Genomic DNA, 13,854 nt, shown 5'->3' on the forward strand with positions numbered 1-13,854 from the left:
AAGTCTTTTATTCTGCGCTAATGCTACCGCCTGAACTAGTGTTTTTTTGGATTGACTTGGGTTGTATGTCATAATGAATTACACCACCGCTAGAGGCCTCTGCATTTAAACTCACAATGGGATGCACATTAATACTAGCACCGCTTGAAACATCAGCTCTAACTACATTTGTTAACAAGTCATAAGCGTTGATTTCGCTTCCGCTTGACGCAGAATTTTTAGTCTCTAATGCTTTTCCATTTACTTTTATTTCACTACCGCTACTAGTGTCACAGCTTACAACATCAGCTTCTATGCTCAGGTCCATCGTTGCTGCACTTGAGGTATTAAGTCTAATGTTTTCTCCTTTTAAGGTGTTCTTACTCACAATGGTTGCTCCGCTTGTGGCCTCAAGTTCATCAATAACTGGCATTCTTACGATTACTTTTTTAACATCTGCATCACTGATTAAATTTTTGTCAAAGGTGATTACAAGCGTACCATTTTCAACTTCAGTGGTCAAATATTCTTGTAAGTTTTCGTCCGTTTCTACAATGACTTCAACCTTGTCTGATTGTTCTATTTCAACATCAATGCCGCTATTTACTTCGATACTTTTAAATCGCTCTGTAATTTTTCGGTTTTCTGTGGTTACATTTCCGTTTCCTTCAACAGCGTCAAAATTGAAATGGCAAGAGGAGCAAAATAAGGCAATAAGTACACCTACAATAAACTTAGTAATGAGTGTGATAATTTTTAGCATGATTATTTATTTTTTACAATTATTCCATCTTTGTTTATTGATAACCCTTTTTCAGAGCCTTTTTTAGTTTCGTTTGTGTTTTCTACATTGCTCTCTACTGAAGTACTGTCAACTTCACTTGAAAATTCAGAATGATAGACTTCTTCACCATATGTTTCAGAGTCATTGTATTCATTTTCATTGGCAGGGCAATTTAAACATTTTATTTTATCTGTTGTAACTTTGTAGACGTAATTATCTGATCTGTAGTGTAAATTAAAGAATTCATCGTCAGATCTGTCGTAGTTTTGTAAAGATGTATCAGGCTTAATAAACGTGCCCACCGGAACAAATAAGGTGATATCTACACTTTGATCACGGTATTTATTTTTTAATTCAGTAATCATGTAATTATCTAAAACAATTTGATTCCCATTGATGGTATACGCATATTTTATTTGCTGAGCTCTTTTTTTAGCTTCGGATAATGATATACCTCTAGCTTCTTTTTCTATTTGAAGGTAAGGAAGTTTTTCATCTGTTTTTTCAATTTTAAAACGCACATCATTAGAGTAAATAATGTTAGTTCCAGTGGAGTCTTGAGTTACCTCAAAATTTCTATTGTCATCTACGTTTTTGGCAAAATAATCGTTGTATCTAAATTTGATGTACAATGTATCTGTAGGTTTTAAATTGATGGTTTCTTTTTTTACATCTCTACCATCTACTGCAAATGCACTAGCTTGTTTAATCCCAATTGAGATAGCAATAGAAACTGCAATAATCCAAATAGCAAGCAAGGTATATTTTACAATATTTCCTATTGATTTCATATTTGGGGCTAGTAATTTAAACCCTAGCAACGTTAAGAAAAAGAACGGAATCCCAACTGCAAAAAACATCAACAATCCAAAAGACCACACAGGATAATCTGTAAAATTGCCTGCTTCAATAAAATTTTGCCAAGGGAAATCGATAAACAATCCAGAACCCAATGTAAAAATACCAATCAACAAGAAGAATAAAACCGTGATTCCAGACAAGATCAATAATATGCCTAAGAATTTTGCAAAAACTTTAAAAACGGTCATGATAAAATCTCCAAACGAGCTTCCTAATTTGTTTGCTCCAGTTCTTATTTGATTTCCGTATTTGTCATAATCTACATTTTTTAGCTTTCCAGAAACGTTCTCAAACTCTTCCCTAACTTTTTTTTCAATGTTAGATATATTAACGGGTTCTCCGGTCATTTCAAGCTTTTCAGAGGTTGTTACGGCCTCTGGTGTTACAATCCATAAAATAATATACGCTAAAATACCAGTTCCAAAACCAGCAAAAACAAGCAATACTAGTACTATTCTGATCCACACAGCATCAACCCCAAAATAGTAACCCAATCCTTGTGCTACACCACCTAGCATCCCTTTTTCTTTATCACGATACAGTTTTTTAGTTCTTCTGCTCGTGTTTTGGTATGGTTTTGCTTCGGCATTTTCGTCTTCAATGATATAGTCTTCAGGTTGCCCCATAACCGCAATCATTTCATCAACTTCTTTCAACCCTATAACATGCTTGTCACTTATTTGTTTTTCATGCAATAATTCAGACACGCGCATTTCAATGTCTTTTAGTATTTCATCGTGTCCAGAGGAGTTTGATAAAGAGCGTTTTATAGCATCAAAGTATCGAGTCAATTTTTGGTATGCATTTTCATCTATATGAAAAACCATTCCGCCTAGGTTTATATTTACAGTCTTGTTCATGATTATTATTTTTGGTTGGTTATAAGGTTTACAGCATCTGATAATTCAGTCCAGGTGCCACTAAGTTCTTTTAAAAAAGTTTGTCCTATTTCGGTCAAGCCATAATATTTTCTTGGTGGTCCTGATGTAGACTCTTCCCAGCGATAATTGAGCAAACCGTCATTTTTTAGTCGAGTCAATAAAGGGTAAATAGTGCCCTCAACAACTAGTAATTTTGCGTTTTTTAAAGTGTCTAATATTTCTGATGTGTATGCGTCTTTCTCTTTTAGTACCGATAGGATGCAAAACTCAAGAACACCTTTGCGCATTTGTGCTTTTGTGTTTTCAATGTTCATAATTTCATTTTTTTTGATTTTGTGTGATTAAAACTGTTCGTTATTTGATTGATTTTCTGGATTTTACTCCAGCTTGATTGATTATTATGATGATTTTTTAGGAGCAGTCAACTCCCGTTTTTTTAAGAACTTTTATTCCTGCTTTTCACTCTATCTTTTCTGGTCTCTAAAAAACGAGACCATAAAAGGATGCCGTTGCAATCAGGGCTATACAGAACTTCTAGAGCTCTCATGTCTATTTTAAAAACGGAATGGTAAGCGGGTATTTATATGCTATGCCATTAGATGTTTGCATCGAAGCATAAATAATGTAAAAGAACTCAACAACTTTTAAAATTAAAAAGAGTAAAAGACTCACAATTCCTACGGTCAAAAATCCAGCATTGTCACTAAAATTAAAATCAGACAATATAAAATTGTGATTCTCATGCAAGGTATTCAACGGGATGTTTTTAAATACAGTGATTAAAAAACAAGGAATTGCTATCATTAACAAAACTAATGAATAGAGTAATAAACTCAACTGAAAATTAATAGCTTGTTTCCCGTGGTGATCCACAAATTCCGATTCTCCTTTTTTAGTGCTCCACAATACAATTGGGAAAATGTAATTCCCAAAAGGAATAAAATATTGAGTCAGTGTACTCAAGTGTGTAAATGTGGCAATGTTTTTTTCTGTAGTTGTTTCCATTTTTTTTGATTTTTTTGATTTCTGATGATGATTGAAACTGATTTGATTTTTTGATTAATTAGGCTACCTAGTAATTTCTTATACAAATATATGTCTAAAAGAAAGTATCTTGTATCGCATAGTACCAAATATTAACAAAATATTAACAATTTAATTTTATAGGCGTGCATAGTATTTTTTTGTATTTTAGCCAAATACCAAATGACAATACCCCTGACAGCCCATGTATTACCATTTGTAATTAAAATTCATAAACTAGAAAGCCTATGTTACTTACTGCATCAAAACTTAATAAATTTTTACTTTTCAAATTACCATCGGCTTTTATTTGCGGAGTTCGCGTAAAAAACATTGACGAAAAAAAATGTGTTGTATCTGTAAAACACCGTTGGATCAATCAAAATCCGTTTAACTCCATGTATTTTGCCGTTCAAGCTATGGCGGCAGAGTTAGCCACTGGTGCACTCGTGATGTTTCAAATTCAAAAAAGTGGTCGTAAAATATCAATGTTAGTTGCAAACAACAAAGGAAATTTTACCAAAAAAGCCACGGGTCGCATCACTTTTACGTGTAATGACGGACATTTAATCGAGAAAGCAATTCAGGAAACTATTGCTACAGGAGAGGGGCAAACGTTTTGGATGAAATCTATTGGCACTGATGAAAAAGGAGTGCAAGTTTCAGAAATGGACTTTGAGTGGAGTGTGAGAGTAAAATAATAACCTACTATTATAAAAGTAAAACGCCTCTAGAAAGAGGCGTTTTTGTATAATACATATCGGTTTTTAGCATTTTTTACCGGCACTTGATGCATCACATTTTTTTCCTTTGGCTTTGCATGCTGCCATACATTTTTCAATTTCAGCTGCTGACATGGCTGCTTTTCCACCTTTTTTAGAACAACAAGCCTCTTTTTTTGCTTTTTCTTTGGCTACTGCTTTAACTTCTTGTGCATTCATTTGAAGTGTAAAAAAAGCAATTACAGCTAGGGATACTATTTTTTTCATGAGTTTTGATTTTTGAATTTTGTATTTCAAATATAAAGATTTTATGTAATGTTGAATCTCTTCTTGTGAAAAAATTAGTCTTTATGCCGCCATTTTAACATATAAAAATAGTTTAAGAAGCTATTGTAGTCACTTTTTGTTTGAACTGGTTTTAATATCTAAAATTCTATAAACGCGTTAATAATACATTCTAAAATCAAGTAATTTGCACAAAGCATACTGTTTTTGATGCAGTTCTTCAACAATTTCAAAAATATCATCTTGCTCTTCAAACAGTCCAAAAAACAAACGGTCTAGCGCAGTACTGCTCACATTAGGCAGGAATGCGCCATAGCCCGAGACAGCTTTTGCACCCGTAACATCAATAAAATATTGTGCCTCATCTGGTGATAAGTCAAGAATTTTTGAATTTGCAAAATGAACAATTTTTCCTCTCATTTTCCCTTCAAATAATTCGGCTATTTCTTCAAGGCTGTAAAAATATTCGTTGATGCAAATCGTATTGGCTTCGCCAGGAATTACCAGATAAATGATTTCATAATTGGTAAAATTATGATCGTCATATAGTAAGGTGTTTAAGCTTTCTTCTAGTCCTTCTATGGTGTCACATGTTTTATAAATACTAGTCAATCCTTGATCTGAAGCCAGTTTTTCTAGATGTTTGACAACTTCGGTATCTAGATTTTCCTCTACATCGGCTACAGCCTCTAGACAGAAAATAAAAGTATCGGTTTCCATTGTATTCGATTTAGATGATGTAAAAAATAAAGAATTCCAAATGGCACTATACCCGATTTAAAATATCTCATGATAACAAAAATAAGGTTCTACGGCTAAATTCTTGCCTAAACGAGTGTGAAGTTATTGCAAAAAAAGTGTTGTGAACACTGTTTTTTTGTCAGACTAATATTTGTTTTGGATGTTTTTTTACCACGAAAGTTTTTTTATAAAACGCAATTAAGAATTATCGGTATCTTTTCTTAAGTATGATTAAGGCTAATACTTTGGCTTCTAACACGATATATTTGAGAAGTAAAATTGGGTCGATTGTTCGCATTGCTATTTCTATTTCATGGTGAATCATGTTTAAAATGGCCTTGTTTTCCTCGGTAGTGGTATTCATTTTTAAAGCATGGATTACAATTTTATAAGTAGACCGGTTGTATTTTCGTGTTTTTGAATTCAATCTTCGAAAACGGTAGGTACTCAAGGAATTTTTTAATTCTCTTTTTTGTAACAGGATTTGGTCTATGTAATCAAAGTTGTAGCTGCGTGCTGCTCGTATCCAGAAATCATAATCTTCATAATGCAAGTTTTCATTATAGCCATTTAGCTTTTCATAAACCTCTCTTTTTGCCATTGCCGAAACGGAACAAACATTATTGTTTAATCGCAATAATCCTAAATAAATGTCGCCTGTAGGTTGGCTTTGTATTCGTTTTTTATTTTGGTCTACCTCAAAAAAATATCTAAAATGTGTGTTGTCTTCAAAGATCATTTCGGCATTGCCGTATACAATTCCAAGATTAGGATACGTGCTATTTTTAAACTGCTCTAGTTGCGTGGCTACACAATCGGGATGGAGTAAATCATCAGTTGCAAAATCAATAATATAGGAGCCAGTTGAGCGCTTGAAGGCAGTATTAAAAGATTTTGTATTCCCTTGGTTTACACGATTGGTAATAAAAATAACATTGGGATAGTTAATGAGCCATTTTTTAATCTCTGCCACAGAATTATCTGTGCTACAGTCATCTACAATAATAATTTCAATGTTTTTATGCGTTTGATTTACAATTGATTCCAGTCCTTCTTGAACAAATTTTTCATGATTGTAACAAAGACAGATAACGGAAACTAGTGGATTGTAATTCATTTGAACAAAGAAGTGTTTATATTTGAAGCTAAATTAGTAAATTAAAAATGATTCCGAAAAAAACAACATTTGCTCTTGTGGGCGATTCACTGGGTGGCGGTGGTGCAGAACGTGTCCATGCGGTGCTATCTTGTTTTTTTGAAAGCAAAGGAATTGAAGTTCACAATATTATTTTTGTTGACGATATCGTTTATGATTACAAAGGAGTTGTGCTGAATTTAGGTAAAAAAAATACCGCGACAACCTTTAAAAAGTTACAACGATTACACGAGTTACGAAGTTATTTTAAAGAACATCATTTTGATTTTGTACTTGATTTTCGCTATCGCGTGAATACGATTAATGAATTTTTGATGGCACATTATGTCTATCAAACGAGTGTTATTTATACCATTCATAGTGGGATTTTACACAATTACATTTCAAAGAAACCCTGGATTGCCCGTTTTATTTATGGAAAACATAATTTTGTTACCGTAAGTAAAGCACTGGAAAGGGCGTTGCTCCAGCAGTATAATATTAAAGCTCAAACCATTTACAATCCTTTTGAAATTGAAAAGATTCAAGAATTAGCTCTGGCTAGTATGCCAATGGATGGTACCTATATTATTGCTGTGGGTCGAATGAACGAAAAGGTAAAACAATTTGATGTTTTAATTGAGGCGTATTCCAAAACGGTATTGCCACAAAATGGAATAAAATTAAAAATTATTGGTTCTGGAATCTATCTTGAGGATTTAAAAAGGCTTGTTGCTGAGAAAAATTTAGGTAATTTAGTAGAGTTTTTGGGTTATCAAAAAGATCCTTTTTGTTACCAAAAAAACGCTCTTTTTACAGTAGTTACTAGTGAATATGAAGGACTTTCAAATGTGATTATAGAAAGTTTGTTAGTAGGAACTCCTGCCATTTCCTATGATTGTTTTGCTGGGCCAAGTGAAATTATTACAGACCGATTCAATGGTTTGCTAGTTGAAAATCAAAATAAGGCGCAACTGGTTGAAGCCATAGATTTACTTTATACGGATGCTGAATTGAGAGTATTTTGCAAAGCGAATTGTGTACCAAGTGCACTTCGGTTTTCAGTAGAAAAAATTGGAAATAAATGGCTTGATTATTTAAATACGAAGAGTTAAGATGCAAATAGAAATTATAGACATACCCAAGATTGAAAATGTGCTTGGGAATATTGCAGTCATAGAAAATGAGGTGATTCCGTTTGACATTAAACGTGTATATTACTTGTTTGATATTCCTAGTTCCTCAAAAAGAGGCGGGCATTCTCATAAAAAGCTCCAACAAGTTTTAATTGCCATTTCAGGGAGTTTTGATGTAGTTTTAAAAGATGGAAGTACAGAAAAAACCATTACCTTAAATAAACCTGACAAGGGATTATTGATTAAAAATGATACGTGGCGCGAACTTGAAAATTTTTCATCAGGTGCCGTTTGTCTTGTCTTGGCATCAGCCACTTTTGATGAGGAGGATTATATCAGGGATTTTGATACTTTCATCAACTCAAAAAAATGAAACTACTTTATATAGTTCCAAATATCAATAACGAAGGAGGGGTTGCAAGAATCTTATCCTTGAAAACGAATTATTTTATCACACAATGCGGTTTTGAGGTTCATATTTTAACTCAGAATAAGGGGAATACTCCCTTGTTTTACTCTTTTCATGAGGATATTGTGTTTCATGACATGCCATTAAAAGGTGCTGTTCCTTTGTTTGCTTTTCAATATTATAAGGCTTTAAATCAATATATTTCCCTCATTAAACCAAATTGCATTCTGGTTTGCGATAATGGATTAAAAGCTTTTTTAATGCCTTTTTTAGTTCGCCGCAAAACTCCACTTCTTTTAGAGATTCACAGTACCATTCATGTACAAGAACATCCCTCTCCGCATGCTGTATTCAGTTCCTTGAAACTGAATTTGCAATATCATTTCAAAAAGTATGCTGCTCAAAAGTATACTAAAGTTGTATTTTTATCCAATGAAAGTGCACTTGAATGGAATGTTAGGAAGAAAGCAATAATTCCTAATCCATTGTGTTTTGCTGTACATTCTGTTGCGCCGCTTTCATCGCGAAAGGTACTTGCTGTAGCTAGAAATACTTATGAGAAAGGGCTTGACAGGTTGTTGCCTATTTGGAAAGAAGTCGTAGCATCATACCCATCCTGGAAATTAGAATTATATTGTGGCAACTACCAAGATCTTGAGTTGTTAGCTCGAGAGTTAGGAATACAAGATTTGGTCGTTTTTTTAGACCCAACCAAAACAATTCAAGAGGTGTATTTAGAAGCAGCCATTTACGTTATGACGTCTCGGTACGAGTGTTTTCCTATGGTTTTACTGGAGGCAATGGCTGCTGGAGTTCCTTGTGTTGCTTATGATTGTCCTTGTGGTCCAAGAGCAATTATCAATCATGGTGTTGATGGATTGCTCGTTGAAGATGGTAATCAAGATGAATTTATAAAACAATTGCAGTTGTTGATGAGCAATGAAACGCTTCGTTTAGAAATGGGCAAAAAAGCGCAAGCTACAAGTAATGCTTACCAGATAGAACACGTTATGCCTGAATGGAAAAAATTAATAAAGTCCTTAACTTAAAGACTTTGGGTTTGAAATAGAACATAAATAGCCCATTCTAAAACAATTAAAAAAGAATAATTTTGGACTGTTACTTTTTAAATTTTGCTCTAATGCTTTCGAAAATATTTTGAAAAACACAGCTATACCGTATTTAAGTTTAGTTTTAACTAAAAAATCATATAGTGAAAGCAATTTGACAAACTTAGAATCAATTGTTTTTGTTTGATACAATTGCTGCAAATTTTCCAGAGATTGCTTGGTTTTACTTAAATAATCATAGTTTGTGTCAATATCACCGTGTTCAACAGGATTTTCAAGATGCTTTAAAGTAAAAAGTTTGAGACTCAAGCGATAGGAAAGTTGGGTATCATCATGACCGTATTTTGTAGTGTTCGTGTCAAATTTTACCGTGTCAAAACAACTTTTTTTGATGAGTGTATTGTTAAAAAGAAGTGCAGAATAACCTTTTTTTTCTCGTTCAGGGGCACTTTGGTCTTCCATATAACGACCGTATTTCCAGCGCAGTTTTTGATTATTTGAAGGGCACTTTTCAGGATGTAATCGGCCACCATATACAATGTCGAAATTGTTTATTTGCTTGATGTAGTGGCGAATAAAGTTTTTGTTTGTGATAATAGAATCACCATCTAAAAAAAGCAGCCAATCGTATTTTGATTGTGCTGCTAGATTATTTCTATTTTCGCGGTGGCTAATATTATTTTTTAAGGAAACAAAGCTACAATTATATAAGTCGTTTATTTTTTCATTAAAACGATTCAAATCAGATTGTGAAGCATCATCTTGGCAAATAATTTCGAATGGTATTTCTTGTTCTACGCATTGTCTATGCAGTTCTTGAACTGTGGGAAATGCATTGAAATTATAAATTGGAACAAGAATAGAAAGCATTACGAATTGCGTTGCTGTATCACTTCGAATATTTTAGAATCCTCACATTTTAAAGTTTTAGATGGGAATTTCATCAATAAAGCATAATCATGGGTAGCCATAATGATTGTTTTTCCTATTGCATTAATCTTTTTTAGTACTTCAAGAACTTCGGCACTAGTTTGAGGATCAAGATTTCCGGTAGGTTCATCAGCAAGGATTAGCTCAGGGTCATTAAGTAATGCACGAGCAATAGCCACACGCTGTTGTTCTCCACCAGATAATTGATGTGGCATTTTTTTGCCAAATTCACCCATCCCTACTTTATTTAAAACTTCCTCAATTTTAGCTTCCATTTCACCGTTATCTTTCCAGCCTGTAGCTTTAAGCACAAATAACATGTTGTCATTTACGGTGCGATCTGGTAGTAACTTAAAATCTTGGAAAACAATTCCTATTTTTCGACGTAAAAACGGAATGTCATTTTCTTTTAAAGTTGCTAAATCAAAGTCAACAATTGTTCCTTCTCCCTCTGTCAAAGCCAAATCAGCGTATAGTGTTTTCATCAAACTACTTTTACCAGAACCTGTTTTACCTATGATGTAAAGAAATTCGCCATGCTTTACCTCCAAGTTTACATCAGATAAAATCGATTTGTTTTCTTGATAAATAGTTACATTTTTTAAGGATAGTACGGATTGTGACATGTTTTACATTTGTTTATGGGGTAAAAGTAAGAAGTTAACGCAACGATTCAAAATAAATTCTATTCTAATGCTTAGAATTCGATAAAAATCAAAGAACAAAATCAACCCCACTGTTTTTTAATAATAAGCCTCGAACAGTATGCGAACCAACAGCAATTGTAAAAAAATCATAATAAATCCTGTATTCAATTCGTTATAGACTTAGAATATAATACATTTGAATTATTAAAATAAAAGTACAATGCGTAAACTTTCTCAATGTTTTATAGGTAGCCTTTTTATCTATGCCACTAGTCTTAGTGCACAAAAAACAGCAATATATACTCATGACTCCAGGGAATTTGACAAAGCAGTTTCATTATTCAAAGATGATCAATATGCATCTGCCCAATTAATTTTTAATAAAGTAAAAGAAACAGCCACCACCGAAGAGCTAAAATCAGATTGTACTTATTATGTTGCAAACTGTGCCATTAGAACCAACCAGTCTAATGCAGATGAGTTGATGGAACAGTTTGTTACAGATTATCCCACGAGTGTAAAACAAAATCAGGCATATATTGAGGTAGCGCAATTTCACTTTAAACAAGGAAATTATCCTCAAGCATTGCAATGGTTTGATAAAGTAGACGAGTCTAGTTTGAGTAGAAAGGATCAAGATAAGTTTAATTTTCAAAAAGGATATGGGAATTTCAATGCTAAGAAACGCAAGGAGGCAACAACGTATTTTAACAAAGTAATTAACTCACAAGAATATGGATCTCAAGCCAAATACTATTTAGGATTTATGGCTTATGAGGGCGATGATTATAAGCAAGCAACTAAGTATTTTGATGAAGTTTCGGGCGAGGAGAAGTACAAAGAAAAATTGTCGTATTACCAAGCCGATATGAATTTTAAGCTTGGTAATTTTCAAAAAGCTATCGATTTAGGGCAAAAAGCAATGGCTGGTTCAAATGCTATAGAAAAATCAGAACTGAATAAAATCATTGGCGAAAGCCATTTTAATTTAAAACAATACAGCAACGCAATCCCTTTTTTAGAAGCATACAAAGGTAAAAAAGGGAAGTGGACAAATACAGATTTTTACCAGTTAGGCTATGCGCATTACAAGCAAAAAGATTTTGAAAATGCAATCAGTCAGTTTAATAAAATAATAGGAGGGAAAGATTTTGTGGCACAAAATGCCTACTATCATTTGGGCGAAAGTTACTTGAATACAGATAAGAAACAACAAGCATTAAACGCTTTCAAGAATGCATCTGAAATGGATTTTGATCTCGCCATTCAAGAAGATGCGAGTTTAAATTATGCTAAATTAAGTTATGAATTAGGTAATTCCTATCAAAGTGTACCCGCCGTTTTACAAGCTTTTTTAAAGAAATATCCGGAAAATGCTAATAAAACTGAAATCGAGAAATTATTGATAGACTCCTATATTACTTCTAAAAATTACAAGGAAGCGCTCGTATTATTAGAAAAAAATAAGTCACCCGAAAATAAAGTAGCGTACCAAAAAGTTCTTTTTTACCGAGGATTAGAATTGTACACGGACGCAAATTTTAATGAAGCTTTGAAAATGTTTACTAAGGCTTTAACCGAACAAAAAGATCCTGTTTTTACTGCAAGAACCATTTTTTGGAAAGCAGAAACAGAATATGTTTTAAATGATTTTAAAGAGGCTTTACTCACTTTCAAACAGTTTACAAATGCGGCTCAGGCAAATACGGTTCCGGAGTTTAAAAATCACAATTACAATATAGCATACACGTTCTTTAAGTTGAAAGAATACGAACAAGCTGGGAATTATTTTCAAAAACAAATTGATAACGCTACTGCGGATAAAGTTCGTTTTCAAGATTCTTATTTAAGACTTGCGGATTGTCGATTTGTAACTTCAAAATATGCGGAGGCCTTACAAGCGTATTCAAAAGTGGTAGACTCAAAAAGTGTAGATGCTGATTATGCTTATTTTCAAAGAGCTATTTCGTATGGTTTTATGGGTAAAAATGATAAAAAAATTAATGATTTAAATTCATTTTTAGCGGCTTATCAAAAATCTGATTATAGAGATGATGCGTTGTTTGAACTAGCAAATACCTATGTTGCTGAGAACGAAAATGACAAAGGAATTAAGACCTACGACAGATTGAATACCGAGTTTAAGAACGGAACATTTACTTCTAGGTCAATTTTGCGTCAAGGTTTAATTTTTTACAACACGGATAAAGATGATCAAGCATTAGTCAAATTTAAAAAAGTTGCTGCTGATTTTCCTAGAACTCCTGAGGCACTAGAGGCTGTTGCAACAGCTCGATTAATTTATGTTGACACGGGACGAGTAAATGAATATGCAACCTGGGTTAAAACACTTGACTTTGTTGCAGTAACGGATGCAGAATTAGACAATGATAGTTATGAGGCAGCCGAAAAACAATTTCAGCAAAACAATACAAAGCAAGCTATTGCTGGATTTGCAAGTTATGTAAATCAGTTTCCACGCGGACTTCATGCTTTACCTGCAAATTATTATTTAGCGCAACTGTATTTTACTGATGGTGCCGAAAATAAAACCATTCCGTATTATGAGTACGTTGTGGCTCAGCCTCGAAATGAATTTTCAGAGCAGTCTTTGTCTCGATTGTCTCAAATTTATCTTAAAAATAAAGATTCAGAGAAAGCAATTGCAATGCTAACTAGATTGGAAAACGAAGCAGAAACGTCTCAAAACAAAACTTTTGCTCAGTCTAATTTGATGAAATTGTATTACGATAAAAAAGACTATCCTAATTCGGGTGTTTATGCCGAAAAAGTATTGCTAAATCCTAAAACGGATAATGGAGTAAAAAGTGATGCTCAAATTATCATTGCACGCGCTGCAATCGTTAACGGAGACGAAGTAAAAGCGAAAAGCGCTTATGCAAAATTAATGACTACAGCCAAAGGAGAACTGGCAGCAGAGGCCTTGTATTATGATGCCTATTTTAAAAACAAAGAGGCTAATTATGAAGCTTCGAATACAGCGGTACAAAAATTAGCTAAAAGTTATTCTAGTTATAAATATTTTGGAGCTAAAGGATTGGTGCTAATGGCTAAGAATTTTTATGGATTGAAAGATAGTTTTCAAGCCACTTATATTTTAGAGAATGTTATTCAGAATTTCACTGATTTCCCAGATGTTGTTGCTGATGCCCAAAAAGAATTAGATATTATCAAAACCGAAGAGGCTAAAACAAACTCATCTGTAAATAAATAATTGCTGTACAGAATTG

Annotated in this window: 14 protein-coding genes; 5 read left to right on the top strand and 9 right to left on the bottom strand. The window is 33.4% G+C overall.

The annotated features are described in order from the left end of the window. Positions 1–7: 7 nt before the first annotated feature. The 4 genes from AC061E_RS14040 to AC061E_RS14055 form a co-directional block, all read right to left on the bottom strand. Entirely contained in the window at positions 8–742 is a 735-nt protein-coding gene (locus AC061E_RS14040) for a head GIN domain-containing protein (RefSeq protein WP_478286806.1), read from the bottom strand. 2 nt (positions 743–744) lie between these two features. After that, entirely contained in the window at positions 745–2,484 is a 1,740-nt protein-coding gene (locus AC061E_RS14045; protein WP_478286807.1) for a PspC domain-containing protein, read from the bottom strand. A 5-nt stretch (positions 2,485–2,489) separates the two neighbouring features. Beyond that, entirely contained in the window at positions 2,490–2,819 is a 330-nt protein-coding gene (locus tag AC061E_RS14050) for a PadR family transcriptional regulator (RefSeq protein ID WP_086454625.1), read from the bottom strand. Positions 2,820–3,054: 235 nt separating this feature from the next. Then, complete coding sequence (locus AC061E_RS14055) at positions 3,055–3,510, bottom strand: DUF4870 domain-containing protein (RefSeq protein WP_478286808.1); 456 nt, start codon at positions 3,508–3,510, stop codon at positions 3,055–3,057. 266 nt (positions 3,511–3,776) lie between these two features. Here AC061E_RS14055 and AC061E_RS14060 point away from each other — a divergent pair, with 266 nt between their 5' ends. Then, complete coding sequence (locus tag AC061E_RS14060) at positions 3,777–4,229, top strand: DUF4442 domain-containing protein (RefSeq protein WP_182649238.1); 453 nt, start codon at positions 3,777–3,779, stop codon at positions 4,227–4,229. A gap of 66 nt (positions 4,230–4,295) precedes the next feature. Here AC061E_RS14060 and AC061E_RS14065 read toward each other — a convergent pair whose 3' ends face one another. The 3 genes from AC061E_RS14065 to AC061E_RS14075 form a co-directional block, all read right to left on the bottom strand. After that, positions 4,296–4,517, bottom strand: coding sequence for a hypothetical protein (locus AC061E_RS14065; RefSeq protein ID WP_144893270.1), 222 nt, complete (start codon positions 4,515–4,517; stop codon positions 4,296–4,298). Positions 4,518–4,694: 177 nt separating this feature from the next. Next, a complete protein-coding gene (locus AC061E_RS14070) occupies positions 4,695–5,255 on the bottom strand; it encodes a DUF6642 family protein (RefSeq protein ID WP_478286809.1) in 561 nt (186 codons plus the stop codon). Between the two features lie 226 nt (positions 5,256–5,481). After that, positions 5,482–6,393 (bottom strand): glycosyltransferase, encoded by a 912-nt coding sequence (locus tag AC061E_RS14075; protein ID WP_478286810.1) that lies wholly within the window; start codon positions 6,391–6,393, stop codon positions 5,482–5,484. 47 nt (positions 6,394–6,440) lie between these two features. On the opposite strand from AC061E_RS14075, the gene AC061E_RS14080 reads away from it, so the two are divergent. From AC061E_RS14080 to AC061E_RS14090, 3 genes are read left to right on the top strand one after another with little or no spacing between them, the layout of a single operon-like run. Next, positions 6,441–7,526, top strand: coding sequence for a glycosyltransferase (locus tag AC061E_RS14080; RefSeq protein ID WP_478286811.1), 1,086 nt, complete (start codon positions 6,441–6,443; stop codon positions 7,524–7,526). A 1-nt stretch (position 7,527) separates the two neighbouring features. Then, on the top strand, positions 7,528–7,920 hold the full coding sequence (locus AC061E_RS14085; protein WP_478286812.1) for a sugar 3,4-ketoisomerase: 393 nt from the start codon (positions 7,528–7,530) through the stop codon (positions 7,918–7,920). Further along, positions 7,917–9,005, top strand: coding sequence for a glycosyltransferase family 4 protein (locus tag AC061E_RS14090; RefSeq protein WP_478286813.1), 1,089 nt, complete (start codon positions 7,917–7,919; stop codon positions 9,003–9,005). Before AC061E_RS14085 ends, AC061E_RS14090 begins: the two co-directional genes overlap by 4 nt. Here the strand turns inward: AC061E_RS14090 and AC061E_RS14095 are convergent. Together AC061E_RS14095 and AC061E_RS14100 are read right to left on the bottom strand one after the other, a co-directional pair. Next, complete coding sequence (locus tag AC061E_RS14095) at positions 8,997–9,896, bottom strand: glycosyltransferase family 2 protein (protein WP_478286814.1); 900 nt, start codon at positions 9,894–9,896, stop codon at positions 8,997–8,999. The genes AC061E_RS14090 and AC061E_RS14095 overlap by 9 nt on opposite strands. Continuing rightward, complete coding sequence (locus AC061E_RS14100) at positions 9,896–10,582, bottom strand: cell division ATP-binding protein FtsE (protein WP_478286815.1); 687 nt, start codon at positions 10,580–10,582, stop codon at positions 9,896–9,898. Before AC061E_RS14100 ends, AC061E_RS14095 begins: the two co-directional genes overlap by 1 nt. Before the next feature lie 241 nt (positions 10,583–10,823). Between AC061E_RS14100 and AC061E_RS14105 the strand changes: the two genes are divergently transcribed. Beyond that, positions 10,824–13,838, top strand: a complete 3,015-nt coding sequence (locus AC061E_RS14105; RefSeq protein ID WP_478286816.1) for a tetratricopeptide repeat protein — start codon at positions 10,824–10,826, stop codon at positions 13,836–13,838. The last annotated feature ends 16 nt before the right edge of the window (positions 13,839–13,854 follow it).

It is taken from the genome of Flavobacterium sp. GNP011 (genome assembly GCF_056428925.1).

What these genes read in the sequence shown, in the direction of transcription:
- AC061E_RS14040 (WP_478286806.1), bottom strand. Translation starts at nt 742, where the DNA reads ATGCTAAAAATTATCACACTCATTACTAAGTTTATTGTAGGTGTACTT.
- AC061E_RS14045 (WP_478286807.1), bottom strand. Translation starts at nt 2,484, where the DNA reads ATGAACAAGACTGTAAATATAAACCTAGGCGGAATGGTTTTTCATATA.
- AC061E_RS14050 (WP_086454625.1), bottom strand. Translation starts at nt 2,819, where the DNA reads ATGAACATTGAAAACACAAAAGCACAAATGCGCAAAGGTGTTCTTGAG.
- AC061E_RS14055 (WP_478286808.1), bottom strand. Translation starts at nt 3,510, where the DNA reads ATGGAAACAACTACAGAAAAAAACATTGCCACATTTACACACTTGAGT.
- AC061E_RS14060 (WP_182649238.1), top strand. Translation starts at nt 3,777, where the DNA reads ATGTTACTTACTGCATCAAAACTTAATAAATTTTTACTTTTCAAATTA.
- AC061E_RS14065 (WP_144893270.1), bottom strand. Translation starts at nt 4,517, where the DNA reads ATGAAAAAAATAGTATCCCTAGCTGTAATTGCTTTTTTTACACTTCAA.
- AC061E_RS14070 (WP_478286809.1), bottom strand. Translation starts at nt 5,255, where the DNA reads ATGGAAACCGATACTTTTATTTTCTGTCTAGAGGCTGTAGCCGATGTA.
- AC061E_RS14075 (WP_478286810.1), bottom strand. Translation starts at nt 6,393, where the DNA reads ATGAATTACAATCCACTAGTTTCCGTTATCTGTCTTTGTTACAATCAT.
- AC061E_RS14080 (WP_478286811.1), top strand. Translation starts at nt 6,441, where the DNA reads ATGATTCCGAAAAAAACAACATTTGCTCTTGTGGGCGATTCACTGGGT.
- AC061E_RS14085 (WP_478286812.1), top strand. Translation starts at nt 7,528, where the DNA reads ATGCAAATAGAAATTATAGACATACCCAAGATTGAAAATGTGCTTGGG.
- AC061E_RS14090 (WP_478286813.1), top strand. Translation starts at nt 7,917, where the DNA reads ATGAAACTACTTTATATAGTTCCAAATATCAATAACGAAGGAGGGGTT.
- AC061E_RS14095 (WP_478286814.1), bottom strand. Translation starts at nt 9,896, where the DNA reads ATGCTTTCTATTCTTGTTCCAATTTATAATTTCAATGCATTTCCCACA.
- AC061E_RS14100 (WP_478286815.1), bottom strand. Translation starts at nt 10,582, where the DNA reads ATGTCACAATCCGTACTATCCTTAAAAAATGTAACTATTTATCAAGAA.
- AC061E_RS14105 (WP_478286816.1), top strand. Translation starts at nt 10,824, where the DNA reads ATGCGTAAACTTTCTCAATGTTTTATAGGTAGCCTTTTTATCTATGCC.